We start from the raw sequence: 16,926 nt of genomic DNA on the forward strand, positions 1-16,926 counted from the left end.
CGATTACTGTTAGCACACCTGACGGTTGTTGCGACCGGTGGGCCTGATCAAAATTTGGGCCATCTAAGCATAGGCCTATTTTGCGTTCAAGGCGGAAAATTGCGACTTGCAAAAGCGCTTTGAGCCAGCGCAGTATGCCTGCAAAAAAATGGGAACCGAAGACAAAACGAGGAAAAACAATGCCCGTGCTCAATCGCGCCAGCGAATTGCAGCAGGAGGTGGCCGGTTGGCGGCGCCACTTGCATGAAAATCCGGAACTGCTGTTCGATGTCTACGACACCTCGGCTTTCGTGGCCGAGAAACTGAAGGAATTCGGCTGCGACACCGTCCAGACGGGTATCGGCCGCACCGGCGTCGTAGGCATCATCAAGGGCAGCCGCGGCGAAGGGCGGGTCATCGGTTTCCGCGCCGACATGGACGCCCTTCCGATCTACGAGACGAGCGGCCGGGAATGGTCGTCCAGGACGCCCGGCAAGATGCATGCCTGCGGCCATGACGGGCATACCGCGATGCTGCTCGGCGCAGCCAAATATCTTGCCGAAACCCGCAATTTCAAAGGCTCCGTCGCCGTGATCTTCCAGCCTGCGGAAGAAGGCGGCGGGGGCGGCCTGGAGATGGTCAACGACGGCATGATGGAGACCTTCGGCATCAGCCAGGTGTTCGGCATGCACAATGCGCCGGGATTGCCGGTCGGCCATTTCGCCACCCGCGACGGGTCGGTGATGGCGGCGGCCGACGAATTCGAGATCATCGTCCACGGGCGCGGAGGCCATGCCGCCCAGCCCCACACGACGATCGATCCCGTGCTCGTCTCTTCCCATGTGGTGATTGCGCTGCAGGCGATCGCCTCGCGCGAGGTGGACCCGCTGAAATCCGTCGTGGTGACGGTTGCGACCGTGCATGGCGGGGAAGCCTCCAACGTGATCGCCAACACCGTCAAGTTGACGGGGACCGTGCGCACCCTGCTGCCGGAAACCCGGGACTACGCGGAAAAGCGTCTCGGCGAGATCGCGCGCGGCATTGCCGCGGGCTTTGGGGCGAGCGTCGACGTGCATTATCGCCGTGGCTATCCGGTGACGTTCAATCATGCCGAGGAGACCGAATTCGCGCTCGGCGTGATGCGCAAGGTGGCCGGCGAAAAGGCCGTCGAAGGCAACATGCCGCCGCTGATGGGGGCGGAGGATTTCTCCTACATGCTCGAGGCACGGCCGGGCGCCTTCGTCTTCATCGGCAATGGCGACAGCGCCAACCTTCACCATTCGGCCTATGATTTCAACGATGAAGCGATCCCCTACGGCATCAGCTACTGGGTTACGCTCGCCGAAAATGCGCTCGCCGCCTGACCTCAGGCGTCGCTCGATTTCGATATCAATCGTCGTGGAACGGAGTGCGCAATGGTGAATGCCACGAATAACGGAAATCCTCAGGCAGGAAATGCCGTCCCCGTCCTTTCCGTGCGGGATCTTACGACATCCTTCAGGGTCGGAGACGAGTGGCGCTCCGTCGTACGCAACATGAGCTTCGATATCGCGCCGAAGGAAACGGTGGCGATCGTCGGCGAATCAGGATCGGGAAAAAGCGTGACGTCGCTTTCGGTCATGCGTTTGCTGCCGAAGAATTCGAGCCGCATCGAGGGCAGTATCCGGCTCAACGGCCGGGAACTGCTGACGCTCGACAGCGAATCCATGCGCAGGGTTCGCGGCAACGATATCTCGATGATCTTCCAGGAGCCGATGACCAGCCTCAATCCGATCTTCCCGATCGGCAAGCAGATTGCCGAGGCGATCACCTGCCATCGCGACGTCTCGGCGGCGGAGGCGAAGGCCGAAGTGCTGCATCTGCTCGAAAAGGTGCGGATACCGAACGCCAAAGGTCGTTTCGACGACTATCCGCACCAGTTTTCCGGTGGCATGCGCCAGCGCGTGATGATCGCCATGGCTCTGGCCTCGAAACCGAAGCTCCTGATTGCCGACGAGCCCACCACCGCGCTCGACGTGACGATCCAGGGGCAGATCCTCGACCTCATCAAGCTGCTGCAGGAAGAGGAGGGCATGTCGGTTCTCTTCATCACCCACGACATGGGCGTCGTGGCGGAGGTTTCCGACCGCACGATCGTGATGTTCCGCGGCGAGGCGGTGGAAACCGGCACGACGGACGACATCTTCAACCGCGGCAAGCATCCCTATACGCGGGCGCTGCTTTCGGCCGTGCCGAAGCTCGGATCGATGGGCGGGCGCGAGCGCCCGATGCGTTTTCCGGTGATCGATATCTCGACCGGGCAGACCACCACGCCGGAAACGGAAGCTGGAGGTGTCGACGAGCGCAAGCGGCCGCTGCTGGAGGTGAAGAACCTGACGACGCGGTTCGATATCCGCTCGGGGCTTCTCGGCCGCAGGAGCGGCGCCGTTCATGCCGTGGAAAACGTCTCCTTCGATCTCAGGGAAGGGGAGACATTGTCTCTCGTCGGGGAATCCGGCTGCGGCAAGTCGACGACTGGGCGTTCGATCACGCGGCTGGTCGAGCCCACGGCAGGGCAGATCTCGCTCGACGGCTACGATGTCGTGCGGCTCGACCGCAGTTCGCTGCGCAAGATGCGGCGAAGCATCCAGATGGTGTTCCAGGACCCCTTCGCCAGCCTCGATCCGCGCATGAGCGTCGGCTCGGCGGTGATGGAGCCTTTCATCGAGCATGGCCTCGGCAGCAAGGCGCAGGCGCGGGAAAAGGCGGCGAGCCTTCTGGAGCGCGTGGGGCTGAAAGCCGACATGATGCGGCGTTATCCGCACGAATTCTCCGGCGGCCAGCGTCAGCGCATCGCGATTGCGCGATCGCTGATGCTCGATCCGAAAGTGATCGTCGCCGACGAAGCCGTGTCGGCCCTCGACGTGTCGATCAAGGCGCAGGTGTGCAATCTCCTGCTCGACCTGCAGCAGAGCTTCAACCTCGCCTATCTCTTCATTTCCCACGACATGGCCGTGGTGGAGCGCGTGTCGCATCGCGTCGCCGTCATGTATCTCGGGGAGATCGTCGAGATCGGGCCGCGGCAGGCCGTCTTCGAGAACCCGCAGCATCCCTATACCCGCAAGCTGATGGCGGCGGTGCCGGTGCCGGACCCCGCCCGGCGCAATGTGAAGAGGAACCTTGCGACGGATGAGATCAAGAGCCCTGTCCGGCCCGTCGGTTTCGTTCCGCCGCAGCGGCAGTATCGTGAGGTGTCGGCCGGTCATCTCGTGCAGGTCTGATCGCGGCCTGGCTGGCATCCTCCATCAAACTACCGTCATTGTCTGCGGTTAAGGCGATACTACATAGGGCACCGGTGTCGTTCGGCAGGGAGTTGGAATGGACGAGATGGATGGGGATGAGGCCGACCTCGCGGCAGATGGCGGCCGGCGCAAACGCGGCGCTCGCCTGTCCGAAATCCTCGCCAGCCTCGCAGACGATACCAGCCGGGAGCGCATCTCGGTCGCCGATATCTTCCAGGCGATGGGCGACCGTGCTTTCGGCGCGCTGATCCTGATCTTTGCGCTGCCGAATGTCATTCCCTCGCCGCCGGGCACCTCGGCGCTGACGGGTGCGCCGCTGGTCTTTCTGTCGGCGCAGCTCATGCTCGGCCAGTCGCCCTGGCTGCCGAAAGTGATTGCCAACAGGTCCGTCGCGCAGTCCGATTTTTCCGCCATCGCCAGCCGGGTTTCGCCCTGGCTTGCCCGCGGCGAGCGGATGCTGAGGCCGCGGCTCGGCTTCCTCGTCTATCCGCCGGCCGAATATCTGACGGGCTTGCTGTGCCTGATCCTGTCGATCATCCTCATCCTGCCCATACCGCTTGGAAACATCTTTCCGGCGATTGCGATCTGTCTGTTTTCCTTCGGCATCCTCGAACGGGACGGTATCTGCGTGCTGCTCGGCATGGCGATGTTCGTCTTCTCGCTGACGGTGGTGGCCGGGGTGCTGTTCGCTCTCGTCAAGGGGCTGATCCTGCTGCTGACGACGACGCTGTTTTGAAACGGAAAAGCTGTCGGCAACGGTTCCGACGCTTTGCAAAGCGTCACAGGCCGGCCTATCTTCCGTCCGTCGCAATGACGCTTCAGGGACCTTTCATGTTGATCTCGCTTTTCCAGATGCAACCCGTCTCCGGCGACATCGCCGAAAATCTCGTCAAGATCGCAAGGGCGGCCGAAGCGGCTTCCGACATGGGAGCCGAGCTTCTGGTGACGCCCGAGCTTTCGACCAGCGGCTATGCGCTGGGGGCGCTGTTCGCCGAAATCGCGGAACCACGGGACGGCGCGCTGATCGATGCGCTTGCCGATATCGCCGAAACGTTCGGACTTGCGATCTGCGCCGGCTTTCCGGAGCGCGAGGACGACGCGGTCTACAATTCCGCGGTCTTGGTCAGGCCCGACGGCACGCGCGAATTCTATCGCAAGGGACATCTCTACGGGGATGCGGAACGGGCCGCGTTCACCCCCGGAAACGATGTCCCGCATGTCTTCGACCTTTGCGGCATGAAGACCTCCATGCTGATCTGCTATGACGTGGAATTTCCCGAATATGTGCGCAGCGTGGCGCTCGCAGGCGCCGAACTGGTGCTGGTGCCGACCGCGCTTCCGGCCGGCGTCATCAGCCGCCGCGTGGCGGATACCGTCGTACCGGCCCGCGCTTTCGAGAACGGCGTCTTCCTCGTCTATTCCGATCTCTGCGGTTCGGAGAATTCGGCGGAATATTGCGGCCGCTCGGTGATCGTCGGCCCCGACGGCGACGAGCTTGCGCGCGCCGGCGCACGCGAGGCTCTGCTGGTCGCCGAGGTCGAGCCATCGGCCTATGACGAATGCCGCGAGCAGAATCCGTATCTGGCGGAGCGGCGGTCCGAACTCTACCGACTGTAAAAGCGAGGCACCGCAGGGTCCGCCGGATGCGCGGAATGTCCATCCGATTTTCGGGGCGGGGTGCCGAGGCAGACTTGTGGCCTGCCTTTCTGCTTCCTACATCGGCAGTGGCTTCACGGAGATGTCCATGATTATCGAAGCGGCCAGACTGGCCCTTAACAATCTCTTCGCTCCCGAAACACGCAAGGTCTTCTGGAAGGTGATGGGGCTTACCGTCCTCGTCCTCGTCGGCCTGTGGGTGGCGGTGCGCGAGAGTTTCATCGCCTATGTCATGCCATGGATAGAAAGCTTCCTTCCCGGCATGCCGGGTTGGGCCGGATGGCTCGGCTTCGTGTTCGGCATTTTTGCGAGCATCGGGCTTGCGCTGGCGCTTGCCCTGCTTCTCTCTTCCGTGACTGCGATCATTGCCGGCCTCTTCCTCGACGATGTCGCCGAAGTGATCGAGAAGCAGCACTATCCCGCCGACCCGCCCGGTATCGCCATGCCCTTGAGCGACGCCATCCTGTCGTCGCTGAAATTCTTCGGCGTGGTGGTGCTCGGCAATATCGTGGCGCTGATCCTGCTCTTCGTTCCGGGCGTGAACCTCGTCGCCTTCTTCCTGGTGAACGGCTATCTGCTCGGCCGGGAGTTCTTCGAGTTCGCCGCCATGCGCTTCCGCTCGCCGCAGGAGGCGCGGCTCTTCCGGGCGAAGAATGCCTCGACCGTCTTCGTCGGCGGACTGGTGATCGCAGGCTTTCTCGCCATCCCCATCGTCAACCTGCTGACGCCGCTCTTTGCCGCCTCGATGATGGTGCATTTGCACAAGATGCTGAGCCGCCGGGAAGCAGGCTTCCGTCTGTAACGGAAGCTTCCGGCGGGTTCATTCCACCGCTCCGATCACCTGTGGCGGCAGTTCCACCAGCGGTGCCGGCACGTCGCATGTCTTCTCCGCCGATTTGCAGAGATCGGCGATGACGCAGCGCTCGCATTCCGGACGCCGCGCCTTGCAACAGTAACGCCCGTGCAGGATCAGCCAGTGGTGGGCGTGATAGAGATAGTGCTTCGGGATGACCTTGGTGAGCTTATCTTCCACCTCGTCCGGGGTCTTGCCGGGCGCCAGGCGGATGCGGTTGGCGATGCGGAAGATATGGGTGTCGACGGCGATCGTCGGAATGCCGAAGGCCATGGACATCACGACATTGGCGGTCTTGCGACCGACACCGGGCAGGGTGACCAGTTCCTCGCGGGTTTTCGGCACCTCGCCGCCATAGACGTCGACCAGCCGCTGCGAGAGGGCGATGACGTTCTTGGCCTTGTTGCGGTAGAGGCCAATGGTCTTGATGTAGTCGCGGACCTTCTCCTCGCCGAGATCGAGCATCTTCTGCGGTGTATCGGCCACCTTGAAGAGGGCGCGCGTCGCCTTGTTGACGCCGGCATCCGTCGCCTGCGCGGAAAGGGCAACCGCGACGACGAGCGTGAAGGGATTGACGTGTTCAAGCTCCCCCTTCGGCTCCGGCCTTTGAACGGAAAAGCGACGGAAAATCTCCTCCAGTTCGGCGCGGCTATAGGCGCTGCGGGCCGTGGGCGCCTTGCGTCCCGCGACTGCCGGATTTGACTTTTTCAAAGTTTGGGTGCTGGATTTCTTGATCGGACTCGTCATGGACAATCTATAGTCAGGTGGAATGACCGAAGGCAATGTGAACAGCACCGCCGAGCAGCCGATATTTGCTGCCGAACTCATCCCCTATCGCTCGCTCGGCCGGAAGGGGTTTCGCATCCTGCTGGTTCTGACCGGGGCAGTCTGCTGCATTCATGCGGTCTTTTTCACCGTGACCGGCGCCTGGCCGATCGCCTTCTTCTTCGGGCTGGATTTTCTGCTGCTCTACGGCGCCTTCTGGCTCAACTACCGCGCGGCCCGCGCGCGCGAGGAAGTCACGGTTTCGCGCACCAGCCTGTCGATCCGCAAGTACACGCCGTCAGGCCGCGTGACCGAACATCGGTTCAATCCGTTCTGGGCGCGTTTCTTCGTGCGCCGGCATGACGAGATCGGCATCGTTTCCATGCATGTGGTGGGCGAGGGGCGACGTACCGACATCGGTTCCTTCCTCAATCCGGACGACCGGGAGAGTTTCGCGCGGGCCTTCAAGGGGGCGCTCGCGACGGTGAAGCGGCGCATCTGATGCGCAAGACCTTATGGCCGCGCAAGAAACGGGTGGTATCCGACGTCCGCCCGTGGTGAAATTCTCCTCAAGATGAGGATTATGCCATGACACTTGCCCAGCAGATCGACCTTTCGAAAATCAGCGACATCACCCCGGCGGGCTCGGATTACGAGACGGTGCGCAAGGTGATCGAAATGCTGTCGCTCGATTATCAGGACCAGCCGTCGCTGGAGACCATCGCGGCAAGGCTCGGCCAGTCGCCGACGCAATTGCAGAAGACCTTTACCCGCTGGGCGGGGCTTTCCCCGAAGGCTTTCCTGCAGGCCGTGACCCTCGATCACGCCAAGCGGCTGCTCGGCCAGGAAGGCATGCCGCTTCTCGAAACGTCCATCGAGCTCGGGCTTTCCGGTCCAGGCCGCCTGCACGATCTCTTCGTCACGCATGAGGCGATGAGCCCCGGCGAATGGAAAGCGAAGGGCGGCGGGCTGACGATCCGCTACGGTTTTCATTCGTCACCCTTCGGTCAGGCTCTGGTGATGGTGACGGACAGGGGGCTTGCGGGCCTTGCCTTTGCCGATCCGGGCGAGGAGACCGCCTGTTTCGAGGATATGGCGAAGCGTTGGCCGAATGCGCATTTCATTGCCGACAACTCGGCAACGGAACCCTATGCCGGCCGTGTTTTCGATCCCGCGCGCTGGTGCGACGACCAGCCGCTGAGGGTGGTTTTGATCGGTACCGACTTTCAGGTCCGGGTGTGGGAAAGCCTGCTGCTGATTCCGCTCGGCAAGGCGGTCACCTATTCCGACATTGCCGCGAGAATCGGCCAGCCGACGGCGAGCCGTGCTGTAGGTGCGGCTGTCGGCCGCAATCCTGTTTCCTTCGTGGTTCCCTGCCACCGGGCGCTCGGCAAGAGCGGCGCGCTCACCGGATATCACTGGGGCCTGACGCGCAAGCGCGCCATGCTGGGCTGGGAAGCCGGCCAGCTCGGAAATTGAGCGGAAAACCCCGGACCCATAAATCGATTGAAACGTTATCCCAAGCGTTCTTGACTTTGCCGTCTTCGGCTGGTGATAGTCGGGCACGTTCCGGCCGGGCCGGTCCAACTCAAGGATGACGATCATGACTTCCAAACTCGAACAGCTTCGCTCCATGACGACGGTTGTCGCGGATACCGGCGACATCGAGGCCGTTGCCCGGCTGAAGCCGGTGGATTGCACCACCAACCCGACTATCGTTCTGAAAGCACTGGGAACGGATGCCTTTGCCGACGCCTTCAAGGAGGCGATCGCCTGGGGCAAGGCCAAGGGCGGTTCGAGCGAAGCCGTCACCGCTGCGGTTGCCGACCGTCTGGCGATTTCCGTCGGTGCCGCGCTTGCCGGACTGGTTCCGGGCCGTGTTTCGACCGAAGTCGACGCCGATCTTTCCTTCGACACCAAGGGGTCGATTGCCAAGGCGCATGAAATCATCGCCGGCTACAAGGAACGCGGCATCGAGCGTGACCGCATCCTCATCAAGCTCGCTTCCACCTGGGAAGGCATCCGCGCCGCGGAAGTGCTGCAGAAGGAAGGTATCGACTGCAACCTGACGCTTCTCTTCTCCAAGGCCCAGGCGATTGCCTGCGCCGAGGCGAATGTGTTCCTGATCTCGCCCTTCGTCGGTCGCATTCTCGACTGGTACAAGAAGTCGACGGGCGAAAACTACACTTCGGAAACCGATCCGGGCGTGCTCTCGGTCCGGGCGATCTACAATTACTACAAGGTCAACGGCATCAAGACGATCGTGATGGGCGCCTCCTTCCGCAATGCCGGAGAGATCGAGGCGCTGGCCGGTTGCGACCGCCTGACGATCAGCCCGGCGCTGCTCGACGAACTCGACAAGGATACGGGCCCGCTCGCCCAGGTTCTGTCGGCCGACAAGGTCACGGCGGACCCGCTCGTTACGCTCGACGAGAAGGCCTTCCGCTGGGCGCTCAACGAAGACGCCATGGCGACCGAAAAGCTTGCCGAAGGCATCCGCGCATTCGCCAAGGATCTCGGCACGCTGCGCAGCCAGGTTGCCAAGGCCCTTGCCGCCTGATGGTCGCCGTTTCACCTCCCTGCCTGTCCGGCGGGGGGGTGTTGCTTACCAGTTCATCACGACATTGTCGGGGATGAAGTAGGTTTCCACACCCTCGATCGTCACCACTGCATTTGCGCCTTCCTTGCGGGAGCGAACCTCCGCGCCATCCTCGCTGGTAAAGCGTCCGGCGCGATAGATCAGCGAGCGGACGACACCATCCGGCGTTTCGATGGCGATTTCGGCGCTGGTGCCATGACGCTGCAGTCCGAAGGGGCAACGGAAGAGCCGCGGATCGCGGCCGAAGCGGCAGTTGAAGGCGCCGGTTCGTTCGTAGCCGTTAGCACCCGGCCATGACGGATCGGCGGGATAGGGCCGATAGGCGCCGTCGGGTTCCACATATTCATCTTCATCGCTCACATAGCGGCCGTTGACCCAGCCGCTCAGGCGTGGCCGGTCGTAGGTGGCGATCCGGCACCAGTAGCCGCCTTCGCGTTCCCGGCAACCGAGATTGCGGATCGGCGTTCCTTCCTCCAGCACGCCGATGATGCGGAACGCGGGTCCTGGGCCGGAGCGCACGTTCAGCGTATCGCCGGGGCGCAGGCCCATGACGTGCCAGTAGGAGGCATCGTCCGATGGGTTGGAATAGAGGTTCGGCGCCGGGACAACCCGAGGTTCTTCTGCGCTGAGCGTTCGCGGGAGCAGCACGGCGGCAACTGCCAGAAGGACGGTCGAGAGAAAGAGGGGCATGGCGCGGCGCATCGAGGAACTCCGTTGATTGCGACGGACGATAATACAGCGGCGGTCTTGCTGCCGGATTATCCACGGGGAAGGTAAACGCCACCCTTTGCGCGGGCTCTGGGGCGACGATTTTCCTCGAGGATTGCTGCGGCGCAGCAAAAATGCTTGCGATCAAAATAGATTTGATGCAAATCAATCTGCATGGATACAAAATTGCGCAGGGAATTCGGATTTCGTCTCGTCGGACTGTCGCGCCGCTGGCGTCAGCACGTGGACGAGGGTGTGGCCGCCGTCGGGCTGAGCGATGCGACATGGTCGCCGCTCTTCCATCTGCACAGGATCGGCGACGGTCTGACGCAGAAGGAGCTTGCTGCGCACATCGGCCTCGACGGATCGAGCCTCGTGCGTCTTCTCGACATTCTCGAGCGGCAGGGGCTGGTGGAGCGCCGCACGGAAGCGGAGGACCGCAGGGCCAGGCGTCTTTACCTCACGCCTTCGGGCACGCAGCGCGTCTCGGCCATTCTGGAGCGCCTGCTGCCCCTGGAAGACGAAATGCTGCGGGATCTTTCCGATGCCGAGATTGCCGTGCTGCTCGGCGCCTTCGAGAAGATCGAGGCCCGCATCCGGGCCGCGCATGAGACCGGGAGCACCGAACGATGACGCCGGCACAGCGCATGGGGAGACTCGGTTTCGATCTGCCGCGGTTGAATTTCGCGTTCAGGACCGCGGTTGCGGCGTGCCTGGCATTGTTCATTGCATGGCTGCTCGGGCTTGAGCATCCGCAGTGGGCGGCGATGACGGTCTGGGCGGCGGCGCAGCCCACGCGCGGCCAGCTCTTGGAGAAGGGCCTCTTTCGTGCCGTGGGGACGGTGATTGGCGTTGCAGCCGGGGTCGGTCTCGTCGCGGTTTCCGGCGGAGACCCCCGGCCGCTTGTCATCGGCCTCTCTGTCTGGATCGGGCTCTGCGTCGCGGCCGGCAATCTGTTGCGCGGTTATGTCTCCTATGGCGCAATGTTGTCGGGTTACTCGGCATCCATGGTGGCGCTGCTCGATACCGGTCATCCGGATCATGTGCTGTCCCTCGGCGCCGATCGGGCGGCGACCATCATGGTGGGCGTTCTGACCGCGCTGGCGGTCGGTTGGCTTTTGACGCCGGCCGCCGCCGAAAACGAGATGACCGGCCGGATGCGCCGTGTCACGGCGCGGCTGTTGCGCGACCTTGCTATAGCGCTCAGGGGTGGGAACATCACGACGCTCGGCGATGAGCAGCGGGCGCTGCTCGCCGAAATGGCGGCCATCGACGAGGTTCTCGATCCCCATGGCGCGGGGTCGTTCCGCTCGCGTCAGGCGGTTCGCGCCATGCGCACGGTGCTTTCGGTGCAGATATCGCTGCTGCTGGCCGGGCGTCGGGCCGGTCATGGCCGAGACGGAGGCATCGCCGATCTGCTCGACGAGGCCGCGGCCGGTTTCGAGGCGGGCAATGGTTCCGACGGTCCGCTGGCCCGCATCGACGCGGCGGCCGCACTTGCTGGCCGCGGCACCGATCTCGGGGACGCGCTGCAAACGCTGAGCGAGGCCATTCGCGCCCATCGCGTGGCCCTCGGCCAGCATGTGGAAAAGGCTGTACATGCGGGCCATGCCAGCCATCCGGTGGTATTGCACCGCGACTGGATCGGGGCGCGTCAGGCATCGATACGGGCAACGTTCTGCATGCTACTGGTCGGGCTCCTGTGGGTCGTGACGGGCTGGGAGGCCGCGCCCTTCCTGCTGCTCGGCCTGTCGATCATGACGACGATCTTCTCGACCTTCGACAATCCCGCTCACATGATGCGATTCGTGCTGCTCGGACAGGTCTTCGGCGCGTTTGGGGCGCTTGCCTGCCGGTTCCTCGTCTGGCCGTTTGCCGGTAGCGAACTTCAGGTGGTGCTGCTGACGATGCCGTTCATCCTGGGGGCTTCGCTGTTCTTCTCCCATCGGCGCACGCTTCCCGCCGCATTCGACTATGCCATGGTGTCGCTGCTGCTCCTGCACCCGACCTATCCGTTGACGGGGGACTTTTCCTCGATGCTGTCGGGCGCGGTTGCGGTCGTGCTGGCTCCGGTCGTGGCGCTCGTCGCCTACAGGCTGATCTTCCCGCTCAATGCCGGCAAACGTCTCGAAACGCTGATCGTCACGATGGTGCACGAGTTGCAGGACATGGCGCGGGCGGAGGATGCCTCGCAGCACCGCCTGACCTGGCGGGGGCGTCTCTATCACCGTCTCTTCCGGATGATCCGGTTCGCCGAGCGCAGCGGCGACACGCATCGCGATGTCACCGATGGCGGGCTTGCTGTCCTGTCGATCGGCTATTCGATCCTCTCCCTGCAGGATCTCGTCCGTTCAGGCGCCTTGTCCGATGGCGCGGAACGGGCTGCCAAGGCAGCACTAGAGCGATTGAGGAGGGTGAGCTCGGAGCCAGAAAAAGCCGCGGCCGCGCTGGCGCGTGCCGGTGGAAGGCTTTCCACGGCGCACCCGCGCGAAAGCGCTTCCGTTGCGGGAGCCGCCGAGGCGCTTCGGGCGAACGTCGCTTTCATGAAGCGGGCCGGGTAGGCCGAAAGAGAGAGGGGCGTTGCAAAAGCCACACTGCCGCCGACCGCAAGTTTCAGGCTCCAGTGAAGCGCAAAGCATCTCCCCCGTCATGCCGGACTTGACCCGGCATCCAGCGATCCGACGTCCGTCGGGTCAAAAAACTCTTCCAGCCCAGGGATTTGGGCTGGATGGATGCCTGTGACGAGCACATCCATGACGGCATGGAAAAGCCCGTACACCGTCGGGCGCAAACGCGCGGATTTGCCGGCCGTCTGACGGCGCGTTCGATACCGCGCCGTTGACTGCTGTTCAATGCGCGATCATGACGTGGCGGACTGCGGTGTAGTCCTCCAGCGCGTAGACCGACATGTCCTTGCCGTAGCCGGACTGCTTCAGGCCGCCATGGGGCATTTCATTGCACAGCATGAAGTGGGTGTTGATCCAGGTGCAGCCGTAGCGCAGACGGGCGGCGGTCTTCATGGCGCGGGAAATGTCCTTGGTCCAGACGGAGGAAGCAAGGCCGTAGTCGCTGTCGTTCGCCCAGGCGATGGCGTCCTCTGTTTCGGAGAAGCGGGTGACGGACACGACCGGGCCGAAGACCTCGCGGCGGACGATCTCGTCGTCCTGCAGGGCGCCGGCGATGACGGTAGGGGTGTAGAAAAAGCCCTTGTCGCCCGAGACCTTGCCGCCGGTGACGACTTCCATGTGCTTGTGCTCGGCGGCGCGGGTGACGAAGCTCTCTACGCGGTCGCGCTGGCGCTTCGAGATGAGCGGGCCGATCTCGTTTTCGGTGTCGTCGGCCTGGTTGAACTTCAGCGTCGAGACCGCGGAGGCGAGGTCGGCGACGAAATTGTCATAGACCTTGTCGGCGGCATAGATGCGGCAGGCGGCGGTGCAGTCCTGACCGGCATTGTAATAACCGAAGGTGCGGATGGCGGAGACGACGGCGTCGATGTCGGCATCGTCATAGACGATGACCGGCGCCTTGCCGCCGAGTTCGAGATGGGTTCGCTTGACGGTCTTCGACGCAGCCGCCAGCACCTTCTTGCCGGTGGCGATGTCGCCGGTGATCGACACCATGCCGATCTTCGGGTGGTTGATGAGCGCGTTTCCGACGCTCTCGCCACGGCCGAGCACGACGTTGACCACGCCTTCCGGCAGGATGTCGGCGAGAAGCTTCGCCATCTTGAGGGCTGTGAGCGGCGTCTGTTCGGAGGGCTTGAAGACCACGGTATTGCCCCCGGCGATTGCCGGTGCGAGCTTCCAGGCCATCATCATCAGAGGGTAGTTCCACGGCGCGATGGAGCCGACGATGCCAACCGGATCGCGGCGGATCATCGAGGTGAAGCCCGGCAGGTATTCGCCGGCGACCGGGGCATGCAACGAGCGGATGGCGCCGGCGAAGAAACGCCAGCAATCGACGATGGCGGGGATTTCATCGTTCTTCACGGCATTGATCGGCTTGCCGCAATTGAGGCTCTCCAGCGCGGCGAAACCGTCGGCATCCTTCTCGATGGCGTCGGCGATTGCCAAGAGGTAGGCAGAACGCTGGCCGGGCGTTGTGGCGGCCCAGTCTTCGAAGGCTTTTTCAGCAGCGTCGACAGCGGCGTCGATCTGGCCGAGAGAGGCTTCGGGCAGGTCGAGGATCACTTCCCCGGTCTTGGGGTTGAGGATCTTTTCCTCGGTTTCCGTGCCGGCTTCGAATGTCGCGCCGATCAGCATTTGCGTGTCCATTTTGGTTCTCCCTCAGTCTTGAATGGTTGTCATTTCCCGCTGCCGGCAACGCTGTCGGTATCGCGGGTGAGATAATAGGCGCCGAGGATCGGCAGGAAGGTGACGATCACCACGAGCATGGCGACGACGTTGGTCACCGGGCGCTGGCGCGGACGGATCAGTTCTTCCAGCATCCAGATCGGCAGGGTGGATTGCTGCCCGCCGGTGAAGGTCGTGACGATGACCTCGTCGAAGGACAGGGCGAATGCCAGCATGCCGCCCGCAAGAAGTGCCGTCGCGATGTTCGGCAGGACCACGTAACGGAAAGTCTGGAAACCGTCGGCGCCAAGGTCCATCGAGGCCTCGATCAGCGAGCCGGAGGTGCGGCGGAAGCGGGCGACGGCATTGTTGTAGACCACGACCACACAGAAGGTGCCGTGGCCGAGAACGATCGTCCACATCGAATAGGGTATCTCGGCGATCGAGAAGGCCGAGCGCAGAGCGATGCCGGTGATGATGCCGGGAAGCGCGATCGGCAGGATGACGAGCAGCGAGATCGCTTCCCGGCCGAAGAAGGCGGTCCGGGCGACGGCTGCGGCGGCCAGCGTGCCGAGCACCAGCGCAATGGCGGTGGCGATCGCGGCGACCTTGAGCGAGAGGGTCAGCGCTTCCCAGACATCGGGGCGGTTCCAGGCGACGGCGAACCATTGGGTCGTAAAGCCCGGCGGGGGCCACTGGAAGCTCTTTTCCTCCGTCGTGAAGGCGTAGACGAAGATCAGGAGGATCGGCAGGTGCAGGAAGGCAAGGCCGCCTGCGGCTGCAAGCTTCAGCGGCCATCCGGCGTCATTGTTTCTGTCAGAGCGCATCGAAGGCTCCCATGCGTTTGGCAATCCAGAGATAGATGCCCATGATGACGATCGGCACGACCGAGAAGGCGGCGGCGAGCGGCACGTTGCCGGCCGTGCCCTGCTGGGTATAGACCGCCTGGCCGATGAAGAGGCGCGAGGAACCCACGATCTGCGGGATGATGTAGTCGCCGAGCGTCAGCGAGAAGGTGAAGATCGAGCCGGCGATGATGCCCGGCAGGGCGAGCGGCAAGAGCACATGGCGGAATGTCTGGTCCGGTTTCGCGCCGAGATCGGCGGAGGCCTCGATCAGATTGCCGGGCACGCGTTCCAGCGCTGCCTGGGTCGGCAGGATCATATAGGGCAGCCAGACATAGACGAAGACGATGAAGGTGCCGATATAGCTGATCGAAAGCGAATTGCCGCCGATGACGGGCAAGGCAAGCACGCCGTCGAGAAGCCAGGAGAGGTGAAGCTTGGCGAAGGCCCAGGTGAGGATGCCTTCCTTGGCGAGGATCAGCTTCCAGGCATAGACCTTGACGAGATAGCTCGACCATAAGGGCAGCATGACGCCGATATAGAAGAAGGCCTTCCATTTTCCCTTCGCGTAGCGCGCCGCGTAATAGGCAATCGGAAAGGCGAGGATTGCCGAGGCGAGCGTGACGGCGATCGCCATCAGCAGGGTGCGCAGGATGATGTCGAAATTCGACGGAATGAGAAGCTGCCCGTAGGTCGCGAGCGTGAACTCGTAGTTAATCATCCCGGAGAATTCGTCGATCGCGAAGAAGCTCTGCAGGAGGAGCGCGATCAGAGAGCCGACATAGATGATGCCGAGCCAGAGTAGCGGCGGCACCAGCATCAGTGTGAGCAGCAGCGCGGGATGCCGCCAGAAGAGATCGGACAGGCGACGCAGCGGCCCGTTTCGGACTGGCAGGATGGAGGTGGCGACGAGATCGCTCATGCCGCGTCGTCCATGTAATGCAGGTCGGCGGGTTTCCAGGCGATTTCGGTATTATCGCCGATCGCCGGAACGGGCTCGCCCGCGGGCACCATGACATTCAGGGAGATGTGGTCGAGCGTGACCGCGATGCGGGTTGCAGCACCGAGGAAGCTGTGGGACTTGACCACCGCGGGCAATCCGCTGCCGGAGACGACGCGGACTGCCTCCGGGCGCAGGCTCGCCCATCTTTCCTCGCCGCCCAGCCTTCTCGTCTCCGCGGGAGAAAGAATGTTGGAAGAGCCGACGAAATCCGCGACGAAGCGCGTCTTGGGGCGATTGTAAATCTCTTCCGGCGTGCCGGCCTGGACGATCCTACCCTCGTTGAAGACGGCGACGCGGTCGGCCATGGAGAGCGCTTCACCCTGGTCGTGGGTGACGAAGATGAAGGTGATGCCGAGGGATCGCTGCAGGGTCTTCAGCTCTTCCTGCATGCGTTCGCGAAGCTTGAGGTCGAGCGCACCGAGCGGCTCGTCGAGCAGCAGCACCTTGGGCTTGTTGACCAGTGCGCGGGCGAGCGCCACGCGCTGGCGCTGGCCGCCGGAGAGCTGGCCGGGCTTGCGGGCGCCGTAGCCGGGGAGCTTGACGAGGTCGAGCGCCTGTTCGGCCATCTGCAGCCGTTCGGATTTCTCCACCCCTTTCACCATCAGCCCGTAGGCGACGTTGTCGAGGATATTGAGATGCGGGAAGAGGGCGTAATCTTGGAAGACCGTGTTGACGTTGCGGCGATAGGGCGGGACGCCTTCCGCCGTTTCGCCGAAGATCTCGATATGGCCGGAGGTGGGCTGCTCGAAGCCGGCAATCAGGCGCAGGCAGGTCGTCTTGCCAGAACCGGACGGGCCGAGCATGGCAAAGAACTCGCCGGGCGCGATCACGAGATCGACGCCGTCGACGGCTTTGACGGTGCCGAAATGGCGCGACACCTGCGAGAATTCAACGGCTGCGGTCATGGGTACTCCGAATGATTTTGATTGGCCTCGGCCTGTCGAC

Annotated in this window: 16 protein-coding genes; 10 read left to right on the forward strand and 6 right to left on the reverse strand. The window is 63.2% G+C overall.

The window, feature by feature from the left end:
- Positions 1 to 179: 179 nt before the first annotated feature.
- The 5 genes from J5N58_RS04615 to J5N58_RS04635 all read left to right on the forward strand — a co-directional run bounded on the left by J5N58_RS04615 (position 180) and on the right by J5N58_RS04635 (position 5,718).
- Positions 180 to 1,343: a M20 aminoacylase family protein gene (locus tag J5N58_RS04615; protein WP_113340805.1), complete on the forward strand. Its 1,164-nt coding sequence runs from the start codon at positions 180 to 182 to the stop codon at positions 1,341 to 1,343.
- A 51-nt stretch (positions 1,344 to 1,394) separates the two neighbouring features.
- Positions 1,395 to 3,239 (forward strand): ABC transporter ATP-binding protein, encoded by a 1,845-nt coding sequence (locus tag J5N58_RS04620; RefSeq protein ID WP_113340804.1) that lies wholly within the window; start codon positions 1,395 to 1,397, stop codon positions 3,237 to 3,239.
- A gap of 97 nt (positions 3,240 to 3,336) precedes the next feature.
- Positions 3,337 to 3,996, forward strand: coding sequence for an exopolysaccharide biosynthesis protein (locus J5N58_RS04625; protein ID WP_244709873.1), 660 nt, complete (start codon positions 3,337 to 3,339; stop codon positions 3,994 to 3,996).
- A 95-nt stretch (positions 3,997 to 4,091) separates the two neighbouring features.
- Entirely contained in the window at positions 4,092 to 4,877 is a 786-nt protein-coding gene (locus J5N58_RS04630) for a carbon-nitrogen hydrolase family protein (protein WP_112829385.1), read from the forward strand.
- Positions 4,878 to 5,004: 127 nt separating this feature from the next.
- Positions 5,005 to 5,718 carry a sulfate transporter family protein gene (locus J5N58_RS04635; RefSeq protein ID WP_112829386.1) on the forward strand — a complete coding sequence of 238 codons (714 nt, stop codon included), beginning with the start codon at positions 5,005 to 5,007 and terminating at the stop codon, positions 5,716 to 5,718.
- 18 nt (positions 5,719 to 5,736) lie between these two features.
- Here J5N58_RS04635 and nth read toward each other — a convergent pair whose 3' ends face one another.
- Positions 5,737 to 6,516, reverse strand: coding sequence for an endonuclease III (gene nth, locus J5N58_RS04640; protein WP_162708253.1), 780 nt, complete (start codon positions 6,514 to 6,516; stop codon positions 5,737 to 5,739).
- 22 nt (positions 6,517 to 6,538) lie between these two features.
- Here nth and J5N58_RS04645 point away from each other — a divergent pair, with 22 nt between their 5' ends.
- The 3 genes from J5N58_RS04645 (at position 6,539) to tal (ending at position 9,094) form a co-directional block, all read left to right on the forward strand.
- Positions 6,539 to 7,036 (forward strand): DUF2244 domain-containing protein, encoded by a 498-nt coding sequence (locus tag J5N58_RS04645; RefSeq protein ID WP_162708254.1) that lies wholly within the window; start codon positions 6,539 to 6,541, stop codon positions 7,034 to 7,036.
- A gap of 86 nt (positions 7,037 to 7,122) precedes the next feature.
- Positions 7,123 to 8,013 carry a methylated-DNA--[protein]-cysteine S-methyltransferase gene (locus tag J5N58_RS04650; protein ID WP_244709875.1) on the forward strand — a complete coding sequence of 297 codons (891 nt, stop codon included), beginning with the start codon at positions 7,123 to 7,125 and terminating at the stop codon, positions 8,011 to 8,013.
- A 124-nt stretch (positions 8,014 to 8,137) separates the two neighbouring features.
- Positions 8,138 to 9,094, forward strand: a complete 957-nt coding sequence (tal, locus tag J5N58_RS04655) for a transaldolase (protein ID WP_112829333.1) — start codon at positions 8,138 to 8,140, stop codon at positions 9,092 to 9,094.
- A gap of 45 nt (positions 9,095 to 9,139) precedes the next feature.
- Here tal and J5N58_RS04660 read toward each other — a convergent pair whose 3' ends face one another.
- Complete coding sequence (locus J5N58_RS04660; RefSeq protein WP_113438083.1) at positions 9,140 to 9,835, reverse strand: SH3 domain-containing protein; 696 nt, start codon at positions 9,833 to 9,835, stop codon at positions 9,140 to 9,142.
- A 192-nt stretch (positions 9,836 to 10,027) separates the two neighbouring features.
- Between J5N58_RS04660 and J5N58_RS04665 the strand changes: the two genes are divergently transcribed.
- Both J5N58_RS04665 and J5N58_RS04670 read left to right on the forward strand, forming a co-directional pair.
- On the forward strand, positions 10,028 to 10,474 hold the full coding sequence (locus J5N58_RS04665; RefSeq protein ID WP_244709877.1) for a MarR family winged helix-turn-helix transcriptional regulator: 447 nt from the start codon (positions 10,028 to 10,030) through the stop codon (positions 10,472 to 10,474).
- On the forward strand, positions 10,471 to 12,402 hold the full coding sequence (locus J5N58_RS04670; protein ID WP_113438082.1) for an FUSC family protein: 1,932 nt from the start codon (positions 10,471 to 10,473) through the stop codon (positions 12,400 to 12,402). The genes J5N58_RS04665 and J5N58_RS04670 overlap by 4 nt, the downstream gene beginning before the upstream one ends.
- Positions 12,403 to 12,690: 288 nt before the next feature.
- Here the strand turns inward: J5N58_RS04670 and J5N58_RS04675 are convergent, their stop codons facing one another.
- The 4 genes from J5N58_RS04675 to J5N58_RS04690 are packed head-to-tail and all read right to left on the reverse strand — an operon-like array spanning position 12,691 to position 16,886.
- Positions 12,691 to 14,115, reverse strand: coding sequence for a gamma-aminobutyraldehyde dehydrogenase (locus J5N58_RS04675; RefSeq protein WP_113424438.1), 1,425 nt, complete (start codon positions 14,113 to 14,115; stop codon positions 12,691 to 12,693).
- A gap of 29 nt (positions 14,116 to 14,144) precedes the next feature.
- Entirely contained in the window at positions 14,145 to 14,960 is an 816-nt protein-coding gene (locus tag J5N58_RS04680) for an ABC transporter permease (RefSeq protein WP_112829338.1), read from the reverse strand.
- On the reverse strand, positions 14,950 to 15,900 hold the full coding sequence (locus J5N58_RS04685; RefSeq protein WP_113466461.1) for an ABC transporter permease: 951 nt from the start codon (positions 15,898 to 15,900) through the stop codon (positions 14,950 to 14,952). Before J5N58_RS04685 ends, J5N58_RS04680 begins: the two co-directional genes overlap by 11 nt.
- Positions 15,897 to 16,886, reverse strand: coding sequence for an ABC transporter ATP-binding protein (locus J5N58_RS04690; protein ID WP_113447693.1), 990 nt, complete (start codon positions 16,884 to 16,886; stop codon positions 15,897 to 15,899). The genes J5N58_RS04685 and J5N58_RS04690 overlap by 4 nt, the downstream gene beginning before the upstream one ends.
- Positions 16,887 to 16,926 lie beyond the last annotated feature (40 nt).

This window comes from Paenirhizobium cremeum, assembly GCF_022884085.1.
Lineage (GTDB): Bacteria > Pseudomonadota > Alphaproteobacteria > Rhizobiales > Rhizobiaceae > Allorhizobium > Allorhizobium cremeum.